This window comes from Halobacteriovorax sp. RT-2-4, assembly GCF_047085445.1.
In the GTDB taxonomy this organism is placed as follows: domain Bacteria; phylum Bdellovibrionota; class Bacteriovoracia; order Bacteriovoracales; family Bacteriovoracaceae; genus Halobacteriovorax_A.
In genome coordinates, this window is the sequence record NZ_JBKIXY010000001.1 from 1,711,488 (window position 1) to 1,732,983 (window position 21,496).

Genomic DNA, 21,496 nt, shown 5'->3' on the forward strand with positions numbered 1-21,496 from the left:
GTTATGAAAACGTTAAAAGGTAAACCGTCTCTACATTTAATATTAATCCTTCTGCTCATCGCAACTTCATGTGTGCCTGATAGCTTAACGAAGTTCAAGGAAGATGGCGCAAGCAGTGATGATGCATCAAGTGCAGTTGGAGAGGTTGTTGATCCTCCAAGTGACTTTATCGACGAGGGCGGTAATGAGATTGATGGAAGTAAGATTACTGACCCGACTTCCGTTTTCTACAACAATGCAAGCAACTACATTTTTATCACTGGTGACTCTAGCTTAGCTAATTCAACGGCCGGTAAGAATATTGTTACATTTATAATTCCAGATGGTGAATTTGGAGATTACAATATTATCGACAATGATGGTTTTTTTACTTTATCAAATGCATCTAAGAATAACTTCCTAGATCCAATCACAAACCCTGGTTTTAATTTTGGTTCAGATATCACTACTACATATGCAGCGCACTTTACGACAAGTAATCAAAGTGGTCTGATCAAGCTAACAAATAGTTCAGTTTCTCCTGTTAGAAGTTTTACACTAGCACCAATTAATTTTAATTTTTATAGCCCTTCTACAGAATCGGCTCAAACATTAACAACAACATCTCAACCGAGAGTTTCAATTCAAGCACCAATTCCTGATAGGCTTACTTTTGAAACACAGCAGTCTTTCAATTGTACAGGTGCGGGAATCGGAACAACTCCTCCAGCAACCCCAACAATTGGTGACGTGTATCTAAGCGCAGGAACATGCTACTATAATTATGATGGAACAAATACAAACACTGTTGCATTTCCTTTTGTAGGACCTGTTTTTGTGGGATTTCAGCTAGATGATAATAGCGGATTCCTTACAAATGGTTTAACAAGTGAGACATTTACAACTGAAAATGGTGCAACAGGAACAATCACATACAAGGATAGTAGTAACAATATTTACGGTACACTTACTTCAGGTACTCTATATACTGGCGACTTAATTGATAATGCTTTTCCATTTTCAAATAGAGAAGGAACAATTCAAAAAGTTAAATACTTTTTCCAACCAAATTCAAATATCAACTTAAAGTTGATTAATGATACATCAGAAGCTGTCGCAGAACATATCAGTTATAACAACAGTACTGATATTTCAATTACACCAGACTTACCTTCTACATTAAGGCTCGTAAAAAATGTAGACAGTCCACTATTTGGATACATTATTGATACATCTGGTGTAGGAGATCATAACTATCAATCTCCTATTGAATATACAATTACCGTTAAAAATGACATTTCAACAAGAACGTTCAAGCTTGATCTTGGTATTATTAATCCTCCAGAGGATTTATCGTACTCACAACTTGTTGCGTTCAAAGTAAAAAATCTTGTTCAGACGACTTCAAATTTTACTGAAGGACAAGAAATTTCTGCAGCAACACTTCCACCACTAAGCAATGGTGCAAAAGGTATCATTAAAAGAATTCTTGATATTGATGGGAACGAAAAATACCTAATTGTTCAAGTTATCAGTGGTGAATTTGTAAAGGATATCTCAGTTGATAATTATAAAAACTTCCTAGATGAAGAAGCAGTAATTCAAACAACTCCAGTGTCTCTTACACATATTATGAGTCTTAACTCAACTGCTGCATTTACACCAACTTACTTAGAAACAAGACCAGCTCTATGTATGAGATTTCCATCTGCACCGACAGACAGGTTTGCACGCGCAGTTGTAACAGGAAATCCAACAGATGCTGGACTAGCAAATATCATCTTTGTTAACCAAACGAAGAATGTTAACGACACTAATTCTAGTGAAGATTTTATTGCATCTAATAATGCACTTGAAGATTGTGGTAATGCTACGGCATACATCCTAAATGAAATTTGGACCCCTGTAATGAGAGCTACATTTACTGATGTATCTTCTCTTGTTAGTGGAATGGATATACTGACAAATACAGGACGAGCGAACCTTGTTGCTTCACAAATTAATAGTAGTGACAATACTGCTTTATTACAAAGTACAAATGGAGTGCCAATTACGATGACACTTCCAGGAGAATCATTCTCATCGGTTAGACCGTATAGTGCAAACGGAGCGACAATCAGTGATTTTCAAACTCTAACGACATTTGAATTACATCGTGGCGTTGATTCAGTAATCAAGTCAACTCTTCCAAAAGGAGAAGACATTGCATATAGTGTAAGCCCAGAACTTCCTCCAGGTTTAACATTAGATGAAGAGACAGGTGATATTATCGGTATTCCTGAAATTGCAGCCTCATCTAAGACGTATACTGTAACTGCTCAAAATATTCTTGGAAGCTTCTCAGCATCATTTGATCTATTGATCGAAGATTACTTTGAAGTAAATGTTGAAGTAGAAAATACTCCGAAGTTCTTCACTCACAAAGATGGTGAAGATAACTTCTTTAATAAGTGTCGAGTAAAGAAAAGAGATATCATCAGCAACCCAAGGGCCTTAGCATCTGATATTGAGGATGTAATCGATATTGATTGTTATGTTGATATTGGTGAAAATAACCTTTACTTTAGAGAGCTTAAGCTACAAGCAAATGTTGGCCCAGGTATTTGTCATAGTATTCGCTATAAGCCATTTTTCTTTTACAAGAAAAGACCAATGATGACACGTAGTTCAAATTCAGACATTGCATACAGTGCAGCTGCTCGCTATATCGTACAAGTTGTAACTGGTACTTCAACAGATGCTGTGGGAGTAGCTCCAGCCGATAATACTGCGACAGATGGGTTAGGAGGTGCAACTCCAGCAAATAGTTATTATGCAGATGGAATTTATGTCAACGGTGTTCTATTCGGTGGTCAACTTGATGATCTATGTTCAGGTAAATACCATGATCTAAATTGTGACAATGGTTCTTTTGAATATGCCGAGCTTGTTTATACATATACAGAAGCAAACGCAGACACTGGAGATCCAGCTTACTATAGAAATACTGTCGAGGTTTTAGAACATCAATGTGAGGGAAATGCATACTTATGTAGAAAGGGTGCAATTGAAGACGTCTTCACAACAGATGAGCTTGAGGATGGTTTTCAGTCGCTTGTTATAGAGGCATTTAGTGGTGCAAATTATGAGAGTATCTTAAAAACTCCACAAAAAAGAGGTGCGAGATCAAACCGTTCAATTGCTTCATTTGCACATGAAAACTCTTGTTATAATTCAATTAATAATACTGAATATTACTCAGAGGGTATAAAGCTTCACGCGGAAAGTGTAAGCCTTTCAGATGATCCAAACCAGATAGTTGATCCATTTATGGGGGCACAGCCTTACTATACATTCTCTTGTCTTGATGAATTCTCAGTTACTCAAGCGAGAATAAACTTACACATTAGAGATTGGGATAATAACTATGAGATGAACAATCTTGATAAGGTTACTATTGCGAGCATGGATGAAGGGACAAACCTAGATGTTTTTGATGAACCTCTTAACGAATTTAGTGATTGGGATGATTACACAAACTCAACAAATTATTCTGCCTGTACAGATGCGACAGCACCGACTTTAGGAAACTCATATACTGCTATTACAACAGGGAGTGGGACAGTTGGGTCACTATACTTTTACACAGTATCATCAAGTGATTTCTACTCAGGTATGAACGTTATTATTGGTGGACAAACTTATATAGTTAAAAGAGTTTACTCAAATGCAGTTCAGCTTACACGTCCGCTACATGCATCTTTTGGTGCAGGAACGGCAATTACTGGACGTCAGCTAATACCGTTCCCTTACAATGACTGGGAAGAAGAACCTTAGTAATCTAAATTACACGTCCAACTAAATCAAAATCTAATACATCGGTGATCTCAACTTTAACGAGGTCACCGATTTTTAAATCTCTCTCATTTAAGTCATTGATAATAACCTTACCATCGATATCAGGTGCCTGACCAAAATGGCGACCAACAATTAGAAGATCAGTATCTTCGTGAGTTCCTTCAACAAGAACTTCAACAGTTTCACCTAGGAATTCTTGATTTAATTCTCTAGCGATTTCTTTTTGAACTTCATAAAGACGATCAAAACGATCATCAATTACTTCTTGCGAATTTTTATCTTTTAAACGGTAAGCAGGTGTTCCTTCTTCATCTGAGTATCTAAAGATACCAAGGTGGTTGAAACGTGCTTGCTTGATACCTTCAAGTAATTTTTCAAAGTCCTCTTCAGATTCACCAGGGAATCCAACGATGATTGAAGTTCTAAGAACAATTCCAGGGATTCTTTCACGAAGCTTAGTGATACGCTCCATGATTTTCTCACCAGTAATCTTTCTATTCATACGCTTAAGTACATAATCTGAGAAATGTTGAACCGGCATATCAAGGTATTTACATACTTTCGAAGAAGTTGCCATTTTTTCAATAACTTCATCAGTAAGTTCATCTGGATAGAAGTAGAATAAACGTACCCAATCTACTCCATCAACAGTCTCAAGACCTGATAGAAGTTCGAATAGATTATTTTCATCACTCAGATCGACTCCATAATCAGAAAGATCTTGAGAAATAAGATTTAGCTCTCTAACACCAGTTGAAGACAATTGCTTTGCTTCCTCAACAAGAGATTCAACAGTACGAGATCTTAGACGTCCACGAAGAGTTGGAATAATACAGAAAGTACAATTTCTATTACAACCTTCAGAGATCTTTAACCATGCCGTATAGAACGGAGAAGTATTAAGTCTTGGATCAAATTCAGTATGAATAAATCTAGGAACTTCAACAAATGACTTCTTCTCTAATTTATTATTTTCAAGAGCAGTTAAAAGTGGAACGATTTTATTGTATTCACCAGTTCCAATGAACATATCAACTTCAGGCAAGCTCTTTTCAAGTTCATCTGAATATCTCTGGGCCATACAACCAGAAACAACCAGTGCCTTACAATTACCAACTTCCTCATCTTTATAGTCTGCAAGATCAAGAATCATCTCAATAGATTCTTGCTTAGCTGCTTCAATGAATGAGCATGTATTTACAACAATTACCTCAGAATCTTGAGGCTCTGTTACAACTTTAAAACCATTTAGTCCCATATGCCCGAGCATAACCTGTGCATCAACGAGGTTCTTTGAACACCCTAGTGAAGTAAAATAAACCGTTCGGTCATTAAATTTTTGGTTAACTTGAGATGAAATCTCAGACATATAATTCTCCATGTATAGCTAAAGTAGCTACTTATAGTGTTAAACCGACGTTTTTTCAATGCCTTATGTAATTTTTTTAGGAACAGAAATGCCTGTTTTCACATACTTGAAGGAAGTTACTTAAAGGCCTATCCTAGTAGTTAATGAGATTTACCTTACTAACTATATTTATTTTGGCCTTGTCTTGTACGAATTTATCAAGACCTCCTAAAACGAAACCACAAGATGGTGCTCTAACAAACTTACTTTCTAAAATTAGTAAGAATAATTCTGTTAGTTGTAACGAGTACCAAAAATTCTTGCATACACAATTTCCATTGTCCCCATGGTTAAGGGCCAATTATCACAAGAATTGTACTAAGAGTATTCAAGAATTAAGTGAAGAGTATAAAAATACTGAAGCGTATCCGTATTGGGCAAGAGAAGAACTAATTGATGCAATTATTTCAAAAACTTACTACACAGATGTCTATGCTAGTGCTGTCTTAAATAAGGTGGATTACCTCAATACTAAAGGTGAAGTTGAAAGGCTCTTACTTGATGCCATGAAGAAATTCGAAGATGGTAGTCAACAACAAGAACGAATCTATCAAAAATTAATTGATGTCTCTCCTCGCTTCATAAAAGAGCCGGAGCGAGAAAATTATTTAGATGTAGCCAAAAGCTTTGAACAAGATCGACAGTTTGTTAAGGCCCGTGAATATTACAAAAAAATAATTCGCGACAAAGATACTGTAAAAGAAGAAAAAGTTGAAGCTTGGTTTAGACTTGCAAACTCATATAAAAGGGAAAGAAAAAACGATAGTTTTAGAGACAATATTAGAAGCCTAGTTCTTTACCTTCAAAAAAACAGAGAAAGCCAAGAGCTAAAAGAAAAACATGCTGAATACACTATTAGGCTTGCTCGAATCTATTGGACAGAAGACAAATTACAAAGGGCGGTAAGAGTTCTAAGGAACCTCCTTCTCTTTAAGGAAGTCCCGACGGAGTATGTCGTTACAACTTACTACACGATTGGTGGTATTTTTGAGGATCTTAGAAAGTATGATCGCTCCATAAAATTCTATAAGAAGGCTTATGCTGCTGTTGAAGGAAAGCATGAACACCTTGAAAGTATTGTGTGGAATGTTGCCTGGACAAACTACAAGGCGGGCAACTATGAAGAAATGATTCAATGGTTTGATCGTTTTGAAGAAAAAAATGATGAGCCAAACTACCGATTTCTTTATTGGAAATTTGTTGGCCTAAAGAAGCTTAACCGCTTCGATGAAGCACAAAAACTTTTACTTAGAATTCAAAAAGAAGATCAATTTGGATACTATGGCCAAATTGCTCACATGAATCACACAAAACTTAAGCATATTGATTACAGAGAAAAGTTTGATATCTCGATTGATGAGCTTGCTTGGGCCGTTTATCTTGGTAATACTGACCTTGCGAAAAAAATTATTGATAGTAATGATAAGGTTAGTTTTAGTGACCTTTACGCTGCAAAATACTACAATATTATGATCTTTAAATTCTTCAGAGAAGATTCTAAGACGCAAGAAAAAATCTTAAAAGAAGATCCACAATTTGCCTTTCCTCTAGCGTTTAAAAAAGAGTTTCTTGAAAATAATAGATCTAAAACAGTAACGACACCACTACTGATGAGCATCGCTCGTCAAGAGTCTGCTTTTAATCAGTATGCGCGCTCACCTGCCGATGCTTTTGGACTACTTCAATTAATTCCAGAGCAAGGAAAGAGGCTTTCTCGTCGCTACAAAATTCCATATGAAGGATATGAAGACTTATATAATCCTAATATTAATATTACTTTTTCAAGTCTCTTGTTAAATGAGCTTATGAAGAGAAGGGATAATAACTTTATCGACTTTGTTGCGAGCTATAATGCTGGAGGTACTCCTATTAAAAGATGGAGAAGTCGAATCATCCTTCCGGACTTAGAGTTTATTGAAGAAATTCCGTATAAAGAAACGAGAAAGTACGTAAAGTTAGTCGCACGAAACTACTTGATCTACTCTCGTCTTCTGAGTAATGAACCATTAACGCTAAAAGAAAATTTCTTTCGTGGTGGCTTTATTGATATGACACATTAGCATTCTTTGGAACGTTAAGGATGAAGTGCTTTGCTTGAAAGCTTTCGTTCTTAACGTTGCTAAGCTCAAGCTTAACAACTTTTCCATCAGCATAATTAATGTCAATTGAAGTAATATTAGAGAACTCTTTTTTCCCTTTCTTAAAAGTCAGCTTTGTTTCGACAACGCCTGTCGACTTAACTGAAGTCTCAGAAAAAACAAGTACACTATAATTATCACCGTCTTTAACTTTATAATTCTTATTTGATTTAAGGCCATTCTTTAGTAAATCAAAGAAGTTTGAAAGACCCTTATCACTACCCTTGTGAATAATAATTTCTGCTGGATCACCAGGCATGAAAGCATCTCGTCTAATCCAAGTCGTTTTCTCATTTGTCACATAGACAAGAGCATCTGAACCCTTTTGTTCAAGCCTAAGCTTACCAGGGTATTCATAATCAAATCTTCCTGTTGACTCTTTTGGAGTACCAGTAAGCTGATTTTTTACAATTTGCTTATATTGAGTAGAAAAAGACCTTGGGACAAATCCCAAGGCCATATTTGAAATCATTAAAATAGGTAGTAGTTTTTTCATTACTGTAATTGTACCGAAACTGCCTTTGAAACACCAGGCTCCTGCATTGTTACACCATAAAGTGTATCATTTAGCTCCATTGTTTTCTTATTGTGTGTAATAAGAATGAACTGTGATTCAGCACTCATTTCACGAAGAAGTTCATTAAAACGACCAACGTTTGCATCATCAAGTGGAGCATCAACCTCATCCAGTAGACAGAAAGGAGATGGCTTAACTAGGAAGATCGAGAAGATTAGAGAAACCGCAGTCATGGCCTTTTCACCACCAGACATTAGGTTAATATTCTGCATTTTCTTTCCTGGTGGCTTAGCAATAATATCAACACCACATTCAGCATCATCAATATCACCAACGATTTCTAGACGTGCTTCCCCTCCACCAAAGATAATTGGGAATACTTTTCTAAATCTCGTATCAACTTCTTCAAAAGCGATTTTAAATCTTTCTTTCGATTTTTCATCGATATGATCAATTGCATTTTGAAGGTCTTCAAGAGACTTTCTAAGTTCAACTTCTTGAACTTTTAAGAAGTCATAACGAAGTTTTTGTCTATCGTAGTCTTCAATTGCTTGCCAGTTGATTTCACCTAGGCGACCAAATTCAGACTTGTAGTTCTTAAGTTTAAATCCTTGATCTTTAAGATCTTGGCCATACTTACGAACAAATTCATATGATTCTTTTTCAATTTCTTTTGGACCATTTTCTGTTTCCATAAAGTACATTGTTGAAACATCATTAAGTTTTTCAAAATCAGTTTCAGTATACTCAAGGTAGCGTCCAAGAGATTCGCGTAGATCAACACGGTATTTTTCGAAGATATTACGAACATTCTCTTCTTCTTCATTAAGACATCTTTCAAGGCGTACTTCTTTTTCAGCAACCTCTTTATCGGCCTTATTGATATTTTTAGAAAGTTCTTTAACCTGATCTTCTCTTTCTTGCATTGCAAGTAGAAGTTCAGAGAACTCATCTTTCATAATACTAAGAACTTCATCTTTGCTTGCAAGGATATCGGCTTTTTCGTTATTTGAAATTTCAAGTTCTTCGATTTCAACCTGCATATTTTCAAGCTCACCCTCTAGTTTAGTGATAAGCTCAGAGTTTGATTCTTTACGAAGGTTTTGTTTTTCGATTTGCTTTTCAATATCTTCTGATTGAGAACGTAGCGAATTCACACGTTGCTCAAAAGTTTTTGCTTCAACTTGCTTAGAAACATAAACCTCACGGTCTGCTTCATAAACTTCATTCATTTCATTATAACTATCGCGAAGGTCTTGAACTCTTTCACTAATATCAGCAATTGCCTCTTCAACCTCAGACTTATCTTTATTAAAAGATTCTTCTTTTTCTAGAATAGCTAGTCTTAGCTTTGAAGTTTCATCTTTACGATTCTTTAGAATTTCAAGTCTCGTGTTACCAGATTCCATAGATGCTAGCTTAGACTCAAGAGCTGAGTTTTTAGCAGCGAAATCGGCACGAGCTTCACTTAGTGTAAGACGAGCATTCTCTAGCTCATCTACTTTATTTCTTAGTAATTCATTTGAAACTGTAACGGCTTCTTCAAGGTTTGCTACTTTTTCATTAAGACTTACTAATTCGTTTTCAAGTGCTTCAATTGTGTTATTTCTTTCAATTGCACTTTGCCCTTGTTCACCAGATCCTTTTACATGAAGAACTGTTGCATTTTGGCGATTACGTACTTGAATATTTCCACTGATATCAGAGATTCCACCAAAAGAGATTGAACTCTCTAGTGAAACAACTTTATCAAGATCAAGGCTTTCAACAATAAATAGACTTGATAAATATGGAGTTAGTTTAGCTTTATATTCTTCTGGAAGTTCAATGATATCACTTAGAGTCGTTAATTCTACCCCAAGCTTTACTTGAATTCTTTCACGTGCCTCAGCAGAAATTACATCTGCAGACTTATCTGCAAGTAAGATCTCAAGTGCATTCTCATCATTTTCAGTTACCCAATTTTTAAGAAGTGAAAGATCACTCTCAGAAGTAACTAGAGACTCTAAGAACTCTCCAAGAAGTGCTGTTACGGCCTTAGTGTACTTATCGTCACATTTAATAATATTACCAAGTACAGTATATTTATCAGAATCTACTTCACTTAAAAATTTAGAAACACCCTCTTTAGCTCCTTCAAGTGAAGAGCGAATTTCTTTTAATGAAGATAGTCTTGATTGCTTAGTAATTTGTTCTTTTGTTAAATTCTTAAGTTCTGTTTCAAGATCACGATCTTTTTGCGTCAGCTCGTTTACCGTTTCCTTAAGTGTAACTTCTGATTCAGTTAACTCTTCCACTAAATTCTTAGCGGCCATAACATCATCTCTTTCCTTTGCAAGTTCACTTGAAACACCTGAGTATTGTTTTTCAATTGCTTCAATTTCAGTCGCAAGGTCTTGAAGAGTTGCAGCATATTCTTCAAGTTTTGAATTATTTTGGAAAGCTTGTTGATCCATTTTAACAAGCTCTTCTTTCTTAATTGATAGCTCTTCTTCAAGCTCACTAATTTGCGCTTGTCTATCTTCTAGCTCAGACTTTAAAGTTTCAAGCTTCTCGCTTGCTGCTTCATAATCGTAATCTTCTTTTGAAGAAGTGATAACATCGTTGATTTCAGTTTCAATTTCTTCTTTTTTAAGAAGTCTTTCTTCGATCTCTTGAGCTAGTTCATCAATCTCTTTTTGTCTTTGCTCTAGTTGCTCTTCTTTATCAGTTAAAGACTTACAAAGTGCATTCAGTCTTTCTTCAGCAGCAGCTAATTTATTTGAAACTTCATTTCTTTCTTTTTGAGACTCATCAATTCTTGCAGTCTTTTCTTCTCTTTCAAAACGCTCTTCTTCAAGAGAGATCTCAAGAGAATCTTTTTTCATGCTCCAAGCTTCAAGATTTGCTTTCTTCTCAAGAAGCTCATTACCTCCATCGCGAAGCTCACGAAGATCTTCGAATACTTTATGTGCAACAACAGAGATTTCAGTACGTTTAATTTTATCCTTAAGCGTACGCGCTCTTTCAGCTTTTTCAGCTTGTTTTTGAAGAGACTTTAAGTTCTTTTCAATTTCAATTGTTAGATCGTTTAGACGGTTAAGGTTTTGCTCAGTTGCCTCAATTTTTCTCATTGATTCTTTCTTACGAACTTTAAATTTCGTAATACCGGCAACCTCTTCAATCATTGTACGACGCTCAACAGGTTTTGCTTGTACAAGTCTATTGATTTCCCCTTGGGCAATAATTGAGTATGACTTTGCACCAGCACCTGTATCCATAAATACTTCTTGGATATCTTTCAAGCGAGCCGGCTCACCGTTGATACGATATTCAGTATCACCGTTTCTATAAAGCTTTCTTGTTAATTGAATCTCTGAAGGATTTGCAACTTTCCCACCGATGTGGATATGCTTTCCATGAGTATTCTCAAGGACAAGTGTTGCCTCGGCCCATGCAGCAGGATTATATTTTGAAGAACCAGCAAAAATAAGGTCCTTCATTGAATTCCCTCTTAGGTGTTTAGCTGATTGCTCACCCATAATCCAAAATAAGGCGTCAACAATATTCGATTTACCACATCCGTTTGGCCCAACGATCCCTGTAATACCATCGTCAAAGTTAATAATTGTACGATCTTTAAAGGATTTAAAGCCCTGGATAATTAGTCTTTTCAGTTGCACTTTGATTCACTCCGTCAATTTATCTCTATAATGTGTGTTGTGTAGGCCTTAATGTACCATTTCAAGCACCTAATCGTACACTTTTAAAATTTCAGTTCCGCTAAATAAGAAATGCAATTTCAATAACTTAGACAAAGCAAATCCTAACAAGAACTAACACAATATTTTTACTTGTACGTATTTCGTACTAGGACTTTATCTGAACGGAGATTATGCCGATAAAAGTGCAATGGATAGCAACTCAAAAACAGTTTATTTTACGATCGACTTTCACCTCGTTGTTCGAGAAAAGCCGCTTCTATACAATATCTACATCAACTCTTCTACGATCAAAGGCAAGGATCACTATGTTAAAATAGTGCGACCTGGAGAAGTTCTCACCGATGATGATGTAGAAGGTTTTAAAAAGTATCAAAGGATACATGTTCTTGAATCTGAGCGTGGGCTCTACCTTCAGTCTCTAGCAGAAGATGAGAACATAGAATCGATTGATAAGGTTTCCGTTATCAAAGATTCAGCGGTGAAGCACCTTGATGATATTTTCAATCCAGGGAAAGAATTCAATACAGAAATTCTTGGTGAAGCACTCGATGGTTGTCATGATTCAATGAAGGCAATGGTCGATGTTATCAAAGACTATGATATTAATAGCCTAAAAAAACTAATTGGTGATTTATCATTCCATGATTTTTACACTTACGACCATTCTATTAATGTAAGTATGTACAGTGTTTTAATTTATAAACAATTAAAACCTAAGGCAAGTGAAGCTGATCTTGTTGCAATTGGACTTGGTGGCCTTTTACATGATCTAGGCAAAACAAAAATTTCGACAGAAATATTAAATAAAACAGGCAATCTTACTGATGAAGAATTTGCACAAATAAAAAAGCATCCTGAGCTTGGTGTTGAACTATTTAGAGAGGCAAACCCTGAGTTTCCTGGACTTAAAAAAGAGTCTATTGAAAAAGTAATTATTGAACATCATGAGAATATTGATGGCTCTGGTTACCCAAAAGGAATCAAGGGAGAAGATCATCATATCTTCTCAAAAGTCGTTTCTATCGCCGATTTCTTTGATGCCATCACGACGAAACGATCTTATTCACAGGCACTTCCAATAGAAGATGCTCTAGAAATTATGAAACGAACTGTTGGGAAAAAAATTGATTCAGAAATATTTGATTTCTTCGTTAAGAAAGTTTCTAAGGTCATCCTAACAGGAAAGACAATGATCGAACTACCGGTCGATTTTAATACAGAGATTGCACACGCAGAGCTTCCAATTCAAAAAGTTCAGCCTAAAAAACTTGGTGAGAATTTTACGAAAGCAGATGATAACCCAAATAAAATAACAAAATAAAAAGTAGAGGAAGAACTTCCTCTACTTTTCTATATTACTTCAAAACTAAAACTGGAAATAAAGAACCAAAAAGTAGCACGGCCAAAATAATATTAAAAATGGCAAGGCGATACCCTTTCTCAAGAAAAGACTTAAGCTTTAAACCTGCAAAGACCCAAACAGAAATTGCCGGAATATCAACAAGACTATAAGCAAGAATAACTGCAACAACACCTAATGTATTACCATTTGTATAAATGGCAACAGCTGAAAGTGCCATTGTCCAAGCCTTTGGATTAATCCACTGAAACATCGCCGCTTCAATGAACGACATTGGTTTTTTAATCTGTGCTTCTTCCTTTGCAAAAGTACTAAATGCAATTTTAAATGCAAGTAATGCTAAATAAGTACCACATGCCATCTGCATAATTTTTTGAATGCCTGGATAAGTTTTAAAAATATCCGAAACTCCAAAACCAATTACCGCAATCATGAAGATAAAACCAAAGTAAACCCCAAGCATATGAGGGACGGTTCTCTTAAAACCATGATTGGCGCCAGAGGCCATTAGAAGAATATTATTTGGTCCCGGCGTTATGGCGGAAACAAAGGCAAAAGCTAAAAGTGCGTATAGATTTGTCGTGCTCATGTGGCACAGTTTACTCGATTTTAAGAATAAATTTATTGCAAAGAATCATACATTTGAGAGATAATTTGCAACATATGAAGAAAATAGACACTATTGACGAAAGAATATTGCAAGAATTAGAAAATGACGGAAGAATCAGTAATTCTGATTTAGCCTCCATCGTAGGACTTTCACCTTCTGCATGTCTTAGAAGAGTACAAGAGTTAGAGAAATCTAAGGTCATCACTGGCTACCGCGCGCGAATCAATCGAGCAAAATTAGGAACAAGATTTACTGCTTATATTACAGTTGGATTATCTGTTCACACAAAGAAGTCACAAAAAGATTTTGAAATGGCGATTGCTGAATCACCCGAAGTAATCGAGTGTCACAACGTTACGGGAAGCTTTGAATACATTCTAAGAATTGAAACGACTGATCTTGTTTCATATAAAACATTTCACACAGAAGTTCTTGGAACACTTCCACAGGTAAATTCAATATCAACATACGTAGTGCTTGAGTCACCGAAAGATAAAAGAAAATAGAAAGGGATTTTAAAAATGGTCGGAGTAGCAGGATTTGAACCTGCGACCCCTTGCTCCCAAAGCAAGTGCGCTACCAAACTGCGCTATACTCCGACATTGAAATTTTGGGTAGGCTATTTATAAGTGATCTGAACCTTTTTGGCAACCCAGAAATTAAACCTTTTTAAAGTTCTTGAAAAAACTTTATAGCGGAACCAACGGCCTTGGCCCTATGGGAGTTCTCGTTTTTCCACTCTTCTAATTGCGCTACAGTCTGATCTGGAAAGGCTTTTGGGCAAAATACAGGATCGTAACCAAAGCCTCCTTCACCAATGTAACTATCTGAAATCTCACCTTCCATTCTACCCTCAAAAAAATATATTTCCTCTGGTGATAAATAAAAGCATAAGACACAAGTAAAGTAAGCATTTCGATTCTGCTCACCATTTAACTTATCTAATAATAGCTCGGCCCTTTGGCGATCTGTTAAACCTTCACCACCAAAACGCGCAGAGTATATTCCTAACTCTTGAGGAAGTGCTTCAACAGTAATTCCTGAATCATCTGCGACGACAGGAGTTTTAAACTCTTCAAAATAAGCTTGAGCTTTCTTAAGAGCATTCTCTTGAAAAGTATTTCCATCTTCTACAACATCTAATTTTGCAGAAGCTGCATTAATTGAAATATTCGTCTCTTTGAATAAAACTGCAAATTCTTCGGCTTTATGAGCATTTCCAGTAGCTAGAATAAATTTTTTCATTACTTTCCTAGTGCTTCTTTTTGTTTTGAGAAAACAACCTTAAGAGATTCAGCAGCACAATCCATTAGCGCATCCATTTGCTCTCTTGAGAATGCTTGCCCTTCAGCAGTTCCTTGTACTTCAATAAATTTTCCAGACTCAGTCATAACAATATTCATATCTGTATCGCAGCTCGAATCCTCTTCATAATTTAAGTCAGCAATGATTTTACCTTCGCCGTTAATTCCACAACTAATTGCTGCAAGAGGCTCTATAATTGGGTTCTCAGAAAGCTCACCACTTGCGATTAAACTTTGAATAGCAAGTTCAAGTGCAATAAAACTCCCAGAGATTGAAGTCGTTCTTGTTCCACCGTCTGCAACCATAACGTCACAATCAAGAGTAATCATACGCTCACCTAATTTTTTAAGATCGATAATTGCTCTTAAGCTTCGGCCAATTAAGCGCTGAATTTCTTGAGTACGGCCACCAATTTTTGAACGCTCTCTTCTTGATCTTGTGTGAGTAGAGCTTGGAAGCATTGAATATTCTGCTGTCACCCAACCTTTTCCACTACCTTTCATCCAACCAGGAACGCTTGATTCTATCGAAGCAGTGATATGAACCTTTGTATTACCAAATTCTGCAAGAACTGATCCTGCTGCATACGGGTTGATATTAATAGAAAATTTAACTTCTCTTGGAGTAGAACGTTCGATAAGTGACATATTGAATACCTCTGAATTTATTAGTATTGTTCGATAATAACATAATGAGAAAATCTATGAAACACCTACATTTTAAAGAAATTCCATCGACTCAAACAATTGCCATTGAAGAGGCACGTAATTATGACCAATTACTTATTAGTGCAACTGTACAAACTGAGGCAAGGGGCCGAAGACATAATAAGTGGGAAGATTTACAAGATAGTCTTTGTTTCTCTTGTAAATTAGAGGCAGGCCAAAAACCAACTCTACTGGCTTTAGAAGTAGCAGTTATACTTAGTAATTATTTTAAAGAGCACAAACTCCTCCTTAAGTGGCCCAACGATATCTTTAATGAGAATAGTCAAAAAATTATGGGGATCTTAGTTAATAAAGATGATGATAACTATATCGTCGGAATAGGTATTAACTATGGAGGTGTTCCACATGAGACATATGGTGTGCTTAAAGAAGGTACGAAATTAAGTGAGAATGATTTTGAAAGTATTCCGCTAGATATTTACAACTACTTACTAGGCAATCGTCTTACAGAAGAAGAAATTATAAAACAGTGGAATGACAGATGTTATCACCTAAATAAAGAAGTCGAAATCATCGACGAAGATTCTATTATAAAAGGTATTTTCAGAGGAATTGGAAACTTTGGAGAGGCCCTTATTGAGACTCAGGATAAAATAGAGAAAGCCTATACAGGCTCTCTCGTTATTAAATAATTATTCTGAAATTGATGTTAGAACTTGCTTACTGATATTTTTAAGCTCTTTCTTAATTAAGTTCTCGGCCAGATCAGGAACGATTTCCCAAATAATCTTTTCAATATTTTGCTCACAGTACTCGCGTGCAAATTTTTCAATAATTGGTGCAACTTCATTCTTTAGTTCGGCCTTAAGCTCTTCAATATTTACAGCCGGGGCCGTAGTAGCTGGAGCTGTAGAAGTTGCAGTATTAATCGATGCTGTCGTTGATGTACCAAATGAAAAGTCATCATTCATTTGAGTTACTGAAGAAAGATTTATCTCATGCTCATCTTCTTCTGGAGAAGAGAACATTTCACTAGACTCCTCATCAGCGTCCCATAAGTTCTCATCAGAAATCTCTTCAAAGTCATCTGAAAAGTCAGATTCAAAACCACTTTGCTCTGATTCAGTAAACACAGGCTCTACTTCTTCACTTTCTGAGTCCTCAAAATTTTCTTCTATTTCTTCTTCTTGACTAGGAAGCTCAAAGTCATCACCCAGCTCTTCATCAAGATTTCCAAAGTAGTTACTAACATCGAGTATTGTCGAGCTAGGTTGCTCTTCTTTTGGAGGTAAATTTTCTATAACAGGAGGTAGAGTATCAAATTCTTTTGTTACATCACTTCCCTTTAAATTAGTAGGATCAAATCCCCAACCATCCAATTCTGACTCAAGATTATTATCTGAATCATCGTCATCAGTGAATGAATCGTGTTGACTCAAATCAAATTCTTGAGTCTTATCTTCTTCAGTTTGGGCAATTGAGCTATCAACATCCCAACCAGAGAAATTATCATCTTCAAGCTCATCTTGATTATCATCTGAAAAATCTTGTGTCGTATCTGTTGTTGAAACTTCACTTTCAATCAATTCATTACAAAGTGAAATAAATTTCTCTGTTTCAAATGGCTTAACAACTTTGTCAGAATATCCGCTACTACGTAGCTTATTTTCATCAACGATATCAAATGTTCCTAGCATCGCCAGAACTGGAGTTGTAGGGAACTTCTTACGCGTTTCTTCACCTAATTTATATCCATCATCTGAAAGACCAAAGTCTAATAAGATTAGATCAAAATCGTCATTTTTAGAAAATAATTCAGACTCATCAAGAGCTGAAACAATTTCAAAATCTTGATTTGCGAATGTAATACTAATTACTTTTTGGATTGTCTGACTGTCGTCAGCAACTAATACCTTTTTACTCATATAAAACCTCAATATATTGTTACGCAAAAAATCCAGCTAAGCAAGAGACAGTTTTAATGATTACGGTATGTTTCTATACGATTGAATAGATAATAGCTGACTGATTATCTAGATTACCTCGACGATTTGCACCGTCAAAAAGATTATCAATCTGAATAACTTCATCTTGAGTTGATTCTTGAATAATTCTTTTAATATCATGAAGGCTTAAACTTCCGTAGACACCATCACTTAAGACAATAATACGATCATTTGGTTCTACGTTTAACTCCCAAATTTTAGGGGATAAGTCTTCATAAAGGCCCAAAGCAACGAGAGGAAATGTACTTTTTTGGTGCGAGTTATCAGAAATTGAAATCTGTTTAACACAATCAGGTGTATTAATTAGAGATAAATCCCCATCTCGGTACATAAGAACCAGGCAATTACCACATGAAACGATTGATAAAATATTTTCAGAAAGCATCGTTAAAGCAGCAGAAACCCCACCTTTATCATTAAGAGGTTTACTCTTGTTGATATTTAGTAAGTTTTTATGGGCAATAAACATCGCATTCACTAGAGCATTAGTTTCTAGTACATACTGAGGTGAATAAAAGTAAGGCATTGTAGCATTTGGATCTCCAGACAACTTTGAGAAATAAAGATCAATTGACTGCTTAGCACTTTCTAGATTTCTATCAGAAATTCCAGAACCTCCAAATCCATCAAATATACCAAAAATTTTCTGTTTAAGATTAATAAAGGTATTATCCTCATTTAGATTAAGATATGGCCCTTGATGTGTTCTAGCAAAGAAGCTTTGAATTTCTCTCATAGATTTTTTAGCCTTTCACTCGCTTTAATATAATATTCATTATCCATAGGTGAGATTTGTTGCACCTCTTGAAACTTTTCTCGGGCATCCTCAAATGAACCTAACGATTCAGAGATTAAACCTTGACGATATACCTTACGGGCTCTTCTCGTTAACGTATCATTGATATCATCGAGTTCACTTTGCGCATCTAATTCATTAGGATTATAGCGTAAGACTTCCTTAAAAACTTCATAAGATGCCTTAAGATCTTCTGCTTCTTTAAGTGAACGGGCCTTACCCAAAAGTGGGCCAGTTATATTCTTAAGATTCTGACGTGACTTTTTAAGCATATCAATTGCTTTCTTCATTAGATCTTCATCCATTGATTTTTCACTAATGAATAACTCTAAAGCTCCAATTGCCTTATACCATTCTTCTTGAAGAAATAAAGTTTCACCTGGTTTAAGAGCATCTACCATACGCTGGCGTTCAGCTTTCTTCTGCGCTTCTTCAAGTTCTTTTCGATTTTTTTCCTTAATATAGGAATCCAGTTCTAACTCAAGGTTAGCAACATCATAATTATTAGGATCAAGTTCTTTAATCTGTTGAAATAGTCCACGAGACAAAGTGACATTACGCTCTTTTACCGCTTCTGTAGCTTTATCAAGAAGCGTCTTAACTTTTGCCTGAATTAATTTTCTCTTTTCTTCTGCACGTCTTTCAAGCTCTGCTTTTTCGAGCTCAGCATATTTATCCTTAGCCAACTGATAGAAAGTTTGGGCTTGTTTATAATCTTTTGTGATCATAAATAACCTTTCAAACTCAGTAATTGCTTCCGCAACATTACCCTCATTAGCATATCGTGTTGCTAACTGATATAAAGCTTCTGCTTTTTCTTGTTGCTCTTTTGTTAGCTTTTTATCAACCGAGGTAACAACCTGTTTCTTTTTTTGTTCCTTGGCCTGCTTATCTTTAGCCGTTGGTTTTGGTTTCTCGCCACTATCTGGAAATAAAAACATATAAAGACCCAATAATACAACAGTATAGATTAGGACTTTCTTACGCTTTTCAGGGTCATTAAGAATTCTCTTAATAATAGATTTTTCTTCACTAGCTGAAGGAGCATCAGATAATTCAAGGCCATCAAAATCTTCGTCATCATCAGAAACTTCAACAATTTCCTCGACTTCAATTACCTGGTTATCTTCTACAGGCATCAGCATATCTTGCTGACTCTTTATAAAGTCACTAGCGATCTTAACTGTAAAAGTAGTTGAGCCAATAATAAATTCATCACCATTTGTGATCTCTTTTTGGTTTATTCGCTTACCATTTAAAATCGTGCCATTGGCCGATTGTAAATCTTCTAATACACAAGTGATCTTATTCTTTTTAATTACCGCATGTACTGAGGAGACTTCAGGATCAGATAAGACAATCTGACATTTACTTGGATCACGACCAATATATGTTTCAGGCAGGTCTAAATTAAAATGATCATAAGGAACATCTTCACCAAATAACTCTAGAACAAAATTTGCAAAGCCAGAGAATACTTGAGTTTTATCCCCAATATCATCGTCTAGTGTATCAATGTCGTAAGATTCATCACCATAGTTGTCATCATAACCATCATCATAATTTTCTTCATAGTTTTCATCGAAGCCTTCTGAGAATCCTTCTTCCTGCTGTCCAAATTCTTCAAAACCACCTTCTTGAGAATCAAGAGGTTCTTCAGCATTAAACTCATTCTCGTTATCAGATGATTCCTCTTCAGTAGGTGCATCAAAAGCTTGAGTTTCTTCTTCAAATTCAGATCCACCATCTATGATAGATGTTTCTTCTTCAATATCATCTTGTTCAGCGGCTTCAAAATCATCTTCAGGTAACTCTGGCTCAACGTTAACGATTTCTTCAACAGGATCATCACCAACTGGACTTTCAACTTCTAGACTTTCAAAAAGAACTTTAAATTCATTACAAACGAGGTAATAGCCACTCGATACTGGTATTTCCTCTAAAAACATTGGAGCGTTATTAACAAGAACAGTGTCATATGTTGATAACTTATTTAAAGTCCAACTGACACCATTAAAATTAAGGCTTGCTAATCGCCTTGAAATTTGTGGATCATCTAAGTGAACATGAGCTTCATCAGATCGACCAATAAGAAAGCTAGAGCTCTGCCCCATGATCACCTGATCATTAATCTCAATACGATTAAGAATTGTTCCATTTTTAGAAACAGTAATTATCACTCTTTTTCATCCCTAATTTTTCGGCCATATCTTCAACGTTCTTTTTAGCTTCGATAAAGCGCTCATCTGTCTTGTATTCAATTAAAAGTTTATAAATTGAGCAATATGTACCTAAAGCTCTATTATATTTTAAAGAATCTTTATTCTTTGTTGCTTGATTGAACATATCTTTAATTTTTTCATCAAGTCTCTGTTTTGCAATATTTAAGTGATAAGCAGCGTTACCATCATTTGGATCAAGTGTTAGAGCTAGATTAAATTCCTGCATTGCTCTAAAGTAGTTTCCTTCACGTGCTTCTCGTCTACCACGGTGAATATAAGCTTCAACTTTCTCACGAGTTTCAAGATCTTCAACATATTTACGGCCAGTATTACTATTTGAGGAATCAATAATTGAACTTCCTTCTTTTTTTACTGTTGCCTTCTTTGTTTTTGTATCACCACCATCCATAAAAAAGAACAGGCCCATAACTGCTACTGCAATATAGATAAGTTTCTTTCTCTTTTCCTCAGGTGTTGCAGGACCTTTCTTTTTCTTAGCTTTGGCTTTCTTCTTTACCTCTTCCTCTTCTTCCTCATCTTCATCATCTTCGTCTTCTTCAGGGTCCTCATATTCCACGAGGGCCTTCTCCTCTTTTACTTCGATGAATGAGTACTTAAAAACTGTAGAGCCAACAATAATCTTATCACCAGACTTAAGTTTATGTTGAGTCACTTTCAAGTCATTTACCATGACACCATTTTGAGACTTAAGATCGGTAAGAGTATATTCATTATTAACACGAGTTAATTCAATGTGTTCTCTTGAAGCTTGAGTATCAAGAATTTGAATATCATTAGAACTTAGACGACCAAGAACTACTCGATTACCGTTTAAGTAATAACAAATACCTTTATTCTTACCAGTCATACAAATAATACGATGGTACTGCCCAGATGATTCTGGGGAAGATAAATTCTTTGTCATTCTAATTGCGGCAACCATTTA

15 protein-coding genes and 1 tRNA gene are annotated in these 21,496 nt (G+C 35.7%); 5 read left to right on the forward strand and 11 right to left on the reverse strand.

Annotation, left to right across the window (positions count from 1 at the left end):
• Positions 1-3: 3 nt before the first annotated feature.
• Positions 4-3,795, forward strand: coding sequence for a hypothetical protein (locus tag ACMAYL_RS08145; RefSeq protein WP_412470028.1), 3,792 nt, complete (start codon positions 4-6; stop codon positions 3,793-3,795).
• A gap of 4 nt (positions 3,796-3,799) precedes the next feature.
• Here the strand turns inward: ACMAYL_RS08145 and rimO are convergent, their stop codons facing one another.
• Positions 3,800-5,185 carry a 30S ribosomal protein S12 methylthiotransferase RimO gene (gene rimO, locus ACMAYL_RS08150; protein WP_158246919.1) on the reverse strand — a complete coding sequence of 462 codons (1,386 nt, stop codon included), beginning with the start codon at positions 5,183-5,185 and terminating at the stop codon, positions 3,800-3,802.
• Between the two features lie 143 nt (positions 5,186-5,328).
• Here rimO and ACMAYL_RS08155 point away from each other — a divergent pair, with 143 nt between their 5' ends.
• Positions 5,329-7,284, forward strand: a complete 1,956-nt coding sequence (locus ACMAYL_RS08155) for a lytic transglycosylase domain-containing protein (protein ID WP_103218723.1) — start codon at positions 5,329-5,331, stop codon at positions 7,282-7,284.
• Here ACMAYL_RS08155 and ACMAYL_RS08160 read toward each other — a convergent pair.
• Both ACMAYL_RS08160 and smc read right to left on the reverse strand, forming a co-directional pair.
• The gene (locus tag ACMAYL_RS08160) at positions 7,265-7,858 is read right to left on the reverse strand and encodes a LolA family protein (RefSeq protein WP_412470983.1); all 594 of its coding nucleotides are present in this window, start codon (positions 7,856-7,858) and stop codon (positions 7,265-7,267) included. The genes ACMAYL_RS08155 and ACMAYL_RS08160 overlap by 20 nt on opposite strands.
• Positions 7,858-11,541 carry a chromosome segregation protein SMC gene (gene smc / locus ACMAYL_RS08165; RefSeq protein ID WP_412470984.1) on the reverse strand — a complete coding sequence of 1,228 codons (3,684 nt, stop codon included), beginning with the start codon at positions 11,539-11,541 and terminating at the stop codon, positions 7,858-7,860. The genes ACMAYL_RS08160 and smc overlap by 1 nt, the downstream gene beginning before the upstream one ends.
• Positions 11,542-11,770: 229 nt before the next feature.
• Here smc and ACMAYL_RS08170 point away from each other — a divergent pair, with 229 nt between their 5' ends.
• Positions 11,771-12,904, forward strand: coding sequence for an HD-GYP domain-containing protein (locus ACMAYL_RS08170; RefSeq protein ID WP_392990502.1), 1,134 nt, complete (start codon positions 11,771-11,773; stop codon positions 12,902-12,904).
• Between the two features lie 34 nt (positions 12,905-12,938).
• Here ACMAYL_RS08170 and ACMAYL_RS08175 read toward each other — a convergent pair whose 3' ends face one another.
• The gene (locus ACMAYL_RS08175; RefSeq protein ID WP_103218719.1) at positions 12,939-13,532 is read right to left on the reverse strand and encodes a LysE family translocator; all 594 of its coding nucleotides are present in this window, start codon (positions 13,530-13,532) and stop codon (positions 12,939-12,941) included.
• Positions 13,533-13,606: 74 nt separating this feature from the next.
• On the opposite strand from ACMAYL_RS08175, the gene ACMAYL_RS08180 reads away from it, so the two are divergent.
• Entirely contained in the window at positions 13,607-14,059 is a 453-nt protein-coding gene (locus ACMAYL_RS08180) for an Lrp/AsnC family transcriptional regulator (protein ID WP_392990498.1), read from the forward strand.
• A gap of 16 nt (positions 14,060-14,075) precedes the next feature.
• Here ACMAYL_RS08180 and ACMAYL_RS08185 read toward each other — a convergent pair.
• The 3 genes from ACMAYL_RS08185 to rph all read right to left on the reverse strand — a co-directional run bounded on the left by ACMAYL_RS08185 (position 14,076) and on the right by rph (position 15,505).
• Positions 14,076-14,152: transfer RNA gene (locus ACMAYL_RS08185), tRNA-Pro, on the reverse strand.
• 70 nt (positions 14,153-14,222) lie between these two features.
• Entirely contained in the window at positions 14,223-14,798 is a 576-nt protein-coding gene (gene rdgB, locus ACMAYL_RS08190) for an RdgB/HAM1 family non-canonical purine NTP pyrophosphatase (protein ID WP_103219300.1), read from the reverse strand.
• On the reverse strand, positions 14,798-15,505 hold the full coding sequence (gene rph, locus ACMAYL_RS08195) for a ribonuclease PH (RefSeq protein ID WP_103219299.1): 708 nt from the start codon (positions 15,503-15,505) through the stop codon (positions 14,798-14,800). Before rph ends, rdgB begins: the two co-directional genes overlap by 1 nt.
• Before the next feature lie 44 nt (positions 15,506-15,549).
• Between rph and ACMAYL_RS08200 the strand changes: the two genes are divergently transcribed.
• Positions 15,550-16,218, forward strand: coding sequence for a biotin--[acetyl-CoA-carboxylase] ligase (locus tag ACMAYL_RS08200; protein ID WP_412463080.1), 669 nt, complete (start codon positions 15,550-15,552; stop codon positions 16,216-16,218).
• Here ACMAYL_RS08200 and ACMAYL_RS08205 read toward each other — a convergent pair whose 3' ends face one another.
• The 4 genes from ACMAYL_RS08205 to ACMAYL_RS08220 form a co-directional block, all read right to left on the reverse strand.
• A complete protein-coding gene (locus ACMAYL_RS08205) occupies positions 16,219-17,451 on the reverse strand; it encodes a response regulator (protein ID WP_412470032.1) in 1,233 nt (410 codons plus the stop codon). It lies immediately after the preceding gene.
• 73 nt (positions 17,452-17,524) lie between these two features.
• Entirely contained in the window at positions 17,525-18,268 is a 744-nt protein-coding gene (locus ACMAYL_RS08210; RefSeq protein ID WP_103219296.1) for a PP2C family protein-serine/threonine phosphatase, read from the reverse strand.
• Positions 18,265-20,508: an FHA domain-containing protein gene (locus ACMAYL_RS08215; protein ID WP_412470033.1), complete on the reverse strand. Its 2,244-nt coding sequence runs from the start codon at positions 20,506-20,508 to the stop codon at positions 18,265-18,267. Before ACMAYL_RS08215 ends, ACMAYL_RS08210 begins: the two co-directional genes overlap by 4 nt.
• Complete coding sequence (locus ACMAYL_RS08220) at positions 20,489-21,493, reverse strand: FHA domain-containing protein (protein WP_103219294.1); 1,005 nt, start codon at positions 21,491-21,493, stop codon at positions 20,489-20,491. Before ACMAYL_RS08220 ends, ACMAYL_RS08215 begins: the two co-directional genes overlap by 20 nt.
• Positions 21,494-21,496: the final 3 nt, after the last annotated feature.

Coding starts and splice junctions, on each gene's coding strand:
- ACMAYL_RS08145 (WP_412470028.1), top strand. CDS start 4: ATGAAAACGTTAAAAGGTAAACCGTCTCTACATTTAATATTAATCCTT.
- rimO (WP_158246919.1), bottom strand. CDS start 5,185: ATGTCTGAGATTTCATCTCAAGTTAACCAAAAATTTAATGACCGAACG.
- ACMAYL_RS08155 (WP_103218723.1), top strand. CDS start 5,329: ATGAGATTTACCTTACTAACTATATTTATTTTGGCCTTGTCTTGTACG.
- ACMAYL_RS08160 (WP_412470983.1), bottom strand. CDS start 7,858: ATGAAAAAACTACTACCTATTTTAATGATTTCAAATATGGCCTTGGGA.
- ACMAYL_RS08170 (WP_392990502.1), top strand. CDS start 11,771: ATGGATAGCAACTCAAAAACAGTTTATTTTACGATCGACTTTCACCTC.
- ACMAYL_RS08175 (WP_103218719.1), bottom strand. CDS start 13,532: ATGAGCACGACAAATCTATACGCACTTTTAGCTTTTGCCTTTGTTTCC.
- ACMAYL_RS08180 (WP_392990498.1), top strand. CDS start 13,607: ATGAAGAAAATAGACACTATTGACGAAAGAATATTGCAAGAATTAGAA.
- rdgB (WP_103219300.1), bottom strand. CDS start 14,798: ATGAAAAAATTTATTCTAGCTACTGGAAATGCTCATAAAGCCGAAGAA.
- rph (WP_103219299.1), bottom strand. CDS start 15,505: ATGTCACTTATCGAACGTTCTACTCCAAGAGAAGTTAAATTTTCTATT.
- ACMAYL_RS08200 (WP_412463080.1), top strand. CDS start 15,550: ATGAGAAAATCTATGAAACACCTACATTTTAAAGAAATTCCATCGACT.
- ACMAYL_RS08205 (WP_412470032.1), bottom strand. CDS start 17,451: ATGAGTAAAAAGGTATTAGTTGCTGACGACAGTCAGACAATCCAAAAA.
- ACMAYL_RS08210 (WP_103219296.1), bottom strand. CDS start 18,268: ATGAGAGAAATTCAAAGCTTCTTTGCTAGAACACATCAAGGGCCATAT.
- ACMAYL_RS08220 (WP_103219294.1), bottom strand. CDS start 21,493: ATGGTTGCCGCAATTAGAATGACAAAGAATTTATCTTCCCCAGAATCA.